Below are 6429 nucleotides of genomic sequence, written 5' to 3' on the forward strand. Positions count from 1 at the left end.
TATTCCGTGGGGTTTTGGTGAATTTGCTCATATTTTCTGCTAGACTCGCCATCCAATTTTTCTCATATAGAAGATGCAGCCATGCCTTGGATTCAAATCAAGCTTAATGCTACCAATGAAAATGCCGAACAAATCGGCGACATGTTAATGGAAGAGACTGGTGCTCTTTCTGTAACTTTCCTGGATGCACAAGATACCCCTGTATTTGAGCCTCTGCCAGGCGAAACTCGCCTTTGGGGTGATACTGACATTCTCGCGCTTTACGACGCTGAGACTGATACTGGTGTCGTTCTAGCGCAGATTAAAGCAAGCAACATGTTCCCTGCAGACTTTGCTCATAAAGTAGAGCAAATTGAAGACAAGGATTGGGAGCGTGAATGGATGGACAACTTCCACCCAATGAAGTTTGGTGAGCGTTTATGGATCTGCCCTAGCTGGCGCGATATCCCTGAACCTGACGCTGTTAACGTAATGCTAGACCCTGGCCTTGCATTTGGTACAGGTACTCACCCGACAACGGCATTGTGTCTTGAGTGGCTTGAAGGCTTAGACCTTGCAGGCAAAACCGTGATCGACTTCGGTTGTGGCTCAGGCATCCTAGCGATCGCTGCGATCAAACTAGGCGCAGCAAAAGTTATCGGGATCGACATTGATCCTCAAGCTCTGCTTGCATCAAAAGACAACGCACAACGCAATGGCGTTGCTGAGCAACTAGAGGTGTTCTTGCCACAAGATCAACCGGAAGGTTTGCTAGCAGACGTTGTTGTTGCCAACATTCTTGCGGGTCCATTACGCGACCTTTCTGGCATCATCAAGGGCCTAGTTAAGCAAAATGGTGTACTTGCGATGTCGGGTGTTTTAGATACACAAGCAGAAGATGTTGCCACTTATTATCGTGATGAGCTTCACATTGATCCGATCATCGAACAACAAGAATGGTGTCGAATCTCAGGTCGCAAGCAAGGCTAGACAAGACTTTGGGCGCTAATTGACTGAAATTTAAACAAATTACAAAAACAAATTGTAAATGCTCAAATATTAGTCTTTTCACGCAGCGAAAAAATGCGTAAAATGCGCGCCCTTGCTGGTACAGAACTGTGATGACATTTTTGAAAATCGGAAATTATCAACTTAAGAACAATCTAATCGTCGCTCCTATGGCTGGCGTAACGGATAGACCATTCCGTGAGTTGTGTCTTCGCTACGGTGCGGGGATGGCAGTCAGTGAAATGATGTCCTCCAATCCGAAAGTTTGGAAAACGTCAAAGTCTCAGCAGCGTATGGTACATGAAGGCGAATCGGGCATTCGTTCAGTACAAATCGCTGGTGCAGATCCACAGCTTATGGCCGAGGCTGCTCAATTTAATGTCGATAACGGTGCGCAAATCATCGATATCAACATGGGTTGTCCAGCCAAAAAAGTGAATAAGAAGCTTGCGGGCTCAGCCTTACTGCAGCATCCAGAACTCATTGAAGACATTCTGAAAGCGGTGGTAAATGCTGTCGACGTTCCAGTAACGTTGAAAACGCGCACAGGCTGGGATACAGACAATAGAAACTGTGTCCAAATCGCGAAAATAGCCGAAGACTGCGGCATACAAGCTCTTGCGCTCCATGGAAGAACTCGCGCTTGTATGTACAAAGGTGAGGCAGAATACAAACACATTAAAGCAGCGAAACAAGCAGTATCTATTCCGGTTATCGCTAACGGTGATATCGATAGTCCGGAAAAAGCGAAGTTTGTGCTGGAGTACACCGGCGCTGATGCTTTAATGATAGGTCGACCTGCCCAAGGACGTCCTTGGATTTTTAACGAAATCCTACACTATTTGGAAAACGGCACCACGATGGACCCACTCCCGATTTCGGAAGTGAAAGACATCATGCTTGGTCATGTGCACGCTCTACATGAATTTTATGGAGAGTTTTTAGGCCCTCGCATCGCTCGTAAGCATGTGGGTTGGTATCTAAAAGAACATGAACAAGCGAGTGAGTTTCGCCGTACCTTCAACGCATTCGAAGCAGGTGATCTGCAGCTTGAAGCGCTAGAAGGTTTTTTTGATAACGTTGCACCATAATTACGAGAAGAGCTAGACCGAATATGTTCGAACAAAATCTGACTTCAGAAGCATTGACAGTAACTACAGTTACATCACAAGACCAAATCACGCAGAAGCCACTACGTGACTCAGTTAAAGCATCATTGAAAAATTACCTTGCTCAATTAAACGGTCAAGAAGTCAGCGAGTTATACGAATTAGTATTAGCTGAAGTTGAACAGCCACTACTAGACACTATCATGCAGTACACTCGCGGTAACCAAACTCGCGCAGCAACCATGATGGGTATTAACCGCGGTACTCTTCGCAAGAAACTTAAAAAATACGGCATGAACTAATCGTTCTTTCGTAATTTATTGAATTGAAAGCCAAGCTCATTGTTGAGTTTGGCTTTTTTTTGGCTTGTCGATCCGTGATAGTCGCTGATTACTCTCCAGTGCGACAGCAGCGACCTTTGTCGACGTTTGCTGAGTCCAAGGCTGCTAGAATCGAACAATGGCTTGCATCATCGTCTACGTGACCACAACACGCATCATTAATCTTTTTAAGTGCGGTGCGAATCTTAGTTAACTCGGTAATCTTCTCATCGATCATCTCTAGTTTTGCTGAGGTAATTGATTTCACTTCGGCGCAACTGTGCTGTGTGGCTTCGAGACGAATCTCAAGCAATTCTTTAATCTCGTCCAGACTCAGTCCCAACGCTTTAGATTTGAGAATAAACGTTACCTGTTTCTGGTTATTTTCATCATATAGGCGATAACCCGACTCACTGCGACTGGCTGGCGCGATCAGGTTATTCTTCTCATAAAATCGTAAGGTATCGGCTGTCACACCGCATCGTTTCGCTAATTCACCGATCTGAAACATGTTTTTTCCTACTGTTCCGTCCATTCCACAATTAACCTTATCGTTACTTTTCAGGCTGAAATGGCACTTTTCATAATTAATTTTGAGATGCCAAACGATTGCGCGAGCTTTTTTGTAATAAATTAGTTAGAATCTGCGCCATCAAATTTGGAGTTGGTTATCTTATAGCTTAATCATAAGACTAACCCAAAAGGTCTTTACCAAAACTGGCCAATATTTTATCTCTTACTGGTATCTAAGATAATCCACGCTAAGAAGATAGAAACAAGTTCTTTTTTGGCAAATATCTTTATTTTAACCCCATGAATTTGAGGAAGATGGAAGCATGAATAACGCTCGTCCAATTCGCCGCGCTCTCATCAGCGTATCAGACAAAACTGGTATCGTTGAATTTGCACAAGCTCTTGCTAACCGTGGTGTAGATATCCTATCTACCGGTGGCACTGCTCGCCTGCTTGCTGAAAAAGGCATCTCTGTTACAGAAGTATCTGACTACACTGGTTTCCCAGAAATGATGGATGGCCGTGTTAAGACTCTGCACCCGAAAGTTCATGGTGGTGTTCTAGGCCGTCGTGGCCAAGATGATGACGTGATGGAAACTCACGGTATCAACCCTATCGATATGGTTGTTGTAAACCTATACCCATTCGCAGAAACCGTTGCTAAAGAAGGTTGTACCCTTGCTGACGCTGTTGAGAACATCGACATCGGTGGCCCAACCATGGTTCGCTCTGCGGCAAAAAACCACAAAGACGTAACGATCGTTGTAAACGCACACGACTACGAGCGTGTTGTGGCTGAAATGGACGCGAACGAGAAATCTCTAACACTAGAGACTCGCTTCGACCTCGCTATCGCAGCATTCGAACACACGGCTTCTTACGACGGCATGATCGCTAACTACTTCGGCACTATGGTTCCATCATACGGTGCCTCTCTACTTGATGAAGAAGGAAAGAAGGCTGACGAAGAGTCTAAGTTCCCTCGCACGTTCAACCAACAGTTCGAGAAGAAGCAAGACATGCGCTACGGTGAGAACAGCCACCAAGCAGCAGCATTCTACGTTGAAGCGAACCCTGAAGAAGCATCTGTATCTACTGCTCGCCAAATTCAAGGTAAAGCCCTTTCTTACAACAACATCGCTGACACTGACGCAGCACTTGAGTGTGTGAAAGAGTTCGACCAGCCAGCATGTGTGATCGTTAAGCACGCTAACCCATGTGGTGTTGCACTAGGTGAAGACATCCTAGAAGCTTACGACCGCGCATTCAAAACAGATCCAACGTCTGCATTTGGCGGCATCATCGCTTTCAACCGTGAACTAGACGCAGCAACAGCAACGGCTATCACTGAGCGTCAATTCGTTGAAGTTATCATTGCACCATCTGTTTCTGCTGAAGCAGTAGCAATCGTAGCGGCTAAGAAAAACCTTCGCCTGCTTGAGTGTGGTGAGTGGACAACTAAGACAACTGGTTTTGACGTGAAACGCGTTAACGGTGGTTTACTAGTGCAAGACCGCGACCAAGGCATGGTTTCAGAAGACGACCTAAAAGTAGTTTCTAAGCGTCAACCAACGGCTGAAGAGCTAAAAGATGCTCTATTCTGCTGGAAAGTAGCGAAATACGTTAAATCTAACGCTATCGTTTACTCGAAAGGCGACATGACAATTGGTGTTGGCGCTGGCCAAATGAGCCGCGTTTACTCTGCGAAAATCGCAGGCATCAAAGCTGCAGACGAAGGTCTACAGGTTGAAGGCTGTGTGATGGCATCAGATGCATTCTTCCCATTCCGTGACGGTATCGACGCGGCTGCAGAGGCTGGCATCAAGTGTGTTATCCAACCGGGCGGCTCTATGCGTGATGACGAAGTTATCGCAGCAGCAGACGAACACGGCATGGCGATGATATTCACAGGCATGCGTCACTTCCGCCACTAATTTCCTCTTCGTATTTGGCACTGTGGCGTCGTTAGCTGCTTTCGCCCACCCCGGTCACATAGCGCGCTATGCTCCCGGGATGGGCTCAATTGCTGCCTAGCCACATCACCAACTACTTTGAGCAGAATTTATAATTTTGTTTTTTTAAATATTTAGATATTTGAGATTAAGGATTTTACAATGCGAGTTTTAATCATCGGTGCTGGCGGTCGTGAGCATGCACTAGGTTGGAAAGCAGCACAAAACCCAAACGTTGAAACAGTATTCATCGCTCCAGGTAACGCAGGTACTGCACTTGAGCCAAAACTAGAGAACGTAAACATCGGCGTTGAAGACATCGCTGGTTTAGTGGCGTTTGCTCAAGAGAAAAAAATCGAACTAACTATCGTTGGCCCTGAAGCGCCATTAGTTATTGGTGTGGTTGACGCATTCCGCGAAGTGGGTCTTCCTATCTTTGGTCCAACTCAAGCGGCAGCACAGCTTGAAGGTTCGAAAGCATTCACTAAAGACTTCCTAGCTCGTCATGATATCCCAACAGGTTACTACTCAAACTTCACTGAGATTGAGCCAGCTATCGCTTACGTTCGCGAGCAAGGCGCTCCTATCGTAGTGAAAGCTGACGGTCTTGCGGCAGGTAAAGGCGTTATCGTTGCGATGACCCTTGAAGAAGCAGAAGACGCAATCAAAGACATGCTAGCGGGCAACGCCTTTGGCGAAGCAGGCAGCCGCGTTGTTATCGAAGAGTTCCTCGAAGGCGAAGAAGCAAGCTTCATCGTAATGGTTGACGGCTCTAGCGTGCTTCCTATGGCCACCAGCCAAGATCACAAACGTGTTGGCGACAAAGACACTGGGCCAAACACGGGCGGCATGGGTGCTTACTCTCCTGCGCCGGTTGTAACTCCAGAAATCCACAACCGTATCCTTGAGGAAGTTATCTACCCAACGGTACGTGGTATGGACGCAGAAGGCGCACCTTACACAGGTTTCCTTTACGCTGGCCTAATGATCGATGCTGACGGCACACCTAAAGTTATCGAATACAACTGCCGCTTTGGCGACCCTGAAACGCAACCTATCATGATGCGTATGGAGTCAGACCTTGTTGAACTTTGCCTAATGGCTATCGACGAGAAGCTCGACGAAGCAGAATCGAAGTGGGATCCACGCGCTTCTATCGGTGTTGTTCTTGCGGCTGGCGGTTACCCTGCTGACTACGCAAAAGGTGACGTTATTTCACTACCAACAAGCGAAGTTGAAGGCCAAAAGGTTTTCCACGCGGGTACGACAAATAATGAAGCTGGCGACGTTGTGACAAACGGCGGTCGTGTACTTTGTGCAACAGCACTGGGCAATACGGTTTCTGAGGCTCAAGAGCGCGCTTACGCGTTGACGAAGCAAGTTAGCTGGAATGGTATGTTCCACCGCAATGATATTGGTTACCGTGCGATTGCGCGCGAACAAGAGCAGTAAACAATCTTGTTGCTCGCTTACTTTCCAATAACAGTAAGCAAATGACAGCAAGTGAATAACAGAAAAAGGCGCCTCAATAGGCTGTCTCTTATACAC

At 46.6% G+C, this 6429-nt stretch carries 6 protein-coding genes; 5 read left to right on the forward strand and 1 reads right to left on the reverse strand.

The window, feature by feature from the left end; translation table 11 throughout:
- The first annotated feature begins 81 nt into the window (after positions 1-81).
- The 3 genes from prmA (at position 82) to fis (ending at position 2398) form a co-directional block, all read left to right on the forward strand.
- Positions 82-969 carry a 50S ribosomal protein L11 methyltransferase gene (gene prmA, locus AB4371_RS14065; RefSeq protein WP_372150151.1) on the forward strand — a complete coding sequence of 296 codons (888 nt, stop codon included), beginning with the start codon at positions 82-84 and terminating at the stop codon, positions 967-969.
- Between the two features lie 140 nt (positions 970-1109).
- Positions 1110-2078 carry a tRNA dihydrouridine synthase DusB gene (gene dusB, locus AB4371_RS14070; RefSeq protein ID WP_032546269.1) on the forward strand — a complete coding sequence of 323 codons (969 nt, stop codon included), beginning with the start codon at positions 1110-1112 and terminating at the stop codon, positions 2076-2078.
- Between the two features lie 23 nt (positions 2079-2101).
- Positions 2102-2398, forward strand: coding sequence for a DNA-binding transcriptional regulator Fis (fis, locus tag AB4371_RS14075; protein WP_004729744.1), 297 nt, complete (start codon positions 2102-2104; stop codon positions 2396-2398).
- 88 nt (positions 2399-2486) lie between these two features.
- On the opposite strand, the gene zntR is transcribed toward fis, so the two are convergent.
- Positions 2487-2927: a Zn(2+)-responsive transcriptional regulator gene (zntR, locus tag AB4371_RS14080; protein ID WP_048612394.1), complete on the reverse strand. Its 441-nt coding sequence runs from the start codon at positions 2925-2927 to the stop codon at positions 2487-2489.
- A gap of 325 nt (positions 2928-3252) precedes the next feature.
- Here zntR and purH point away from each other — a divergent pair, with 325 nt between their 5' ends.
- Both purH and purD read left to right on the forward strand, forming a co-directional pair.
- Positions 3253-4863, forward strand: coding sequence for a bifunctional phosphoribosylaminoimidazolecarboxamide formyltransferase/IMP cyclohydrolase (purH, locus tag AB4371_RS14085; RefSeq protein ID WP_009844686.1), 1611 nt, complete (start codon positions 3253-3255; stop codon positions 4861-4863).
- A gap of 180 nt (positions 4864-5043) precedes the next feature.
- A complete protein-coding gene (purD, locus tag AB4371_RS14090; protein WP_280542193.1) occupies positions 5044-6333 on the forward strand; it encodes a phosphoribosylamine--glycine ligase in 1290 nt (429 codons plus the stop codon).
- Positions 6334-6429 lie beyond the last annotated feature (96 nt).

The sequence above is a fragment of the Vibrio sp. 10N.261.51.A3 genome (genome assembly GCF_041471965.1).
In the GTDB taxonomy this organism is placed as follows: domain Bacteria; phylum Pseudomonadota; class Gammaproteobacteria; order Enterobacterales; family Vibrionaceae; genus Vibrio; species Vibrio crassostreae_C.

Coding starts and splice junctions, on each gene's coding strand:
- purH (WP_009844686.1), top strand. CDS start 3,253: ATGAATAACGCTCGTCCAATTCGCCGCGCTCTCATCAGCGTATCAGAC.
- prmA (WP_372150151.1), top strand. CDS start 82: ATGCCTTGGATTCAAATCAAGCTTAATGCTACCAATGAAAATGCCGAA.
- zntR (WP_048612394.1), bottom strand. CDS start 2,927: ATGTTTCAGATCGGTGAATTAGCGAAACGATGCGGTGTGACAGCCGAT.
- fis (WP_004729744.1), top strand. CDS start 2,102: ATGTTCGAACAAAATCTGACTTCAGAAGCATTGACAGTAACTACAGTT.
- purD (WP_280542193.1), top strand. CDS start 5,044: ATGCGAGTTTTAATCATCGGTGCTGGCGGTCGTGAGCATGCACTAGGT.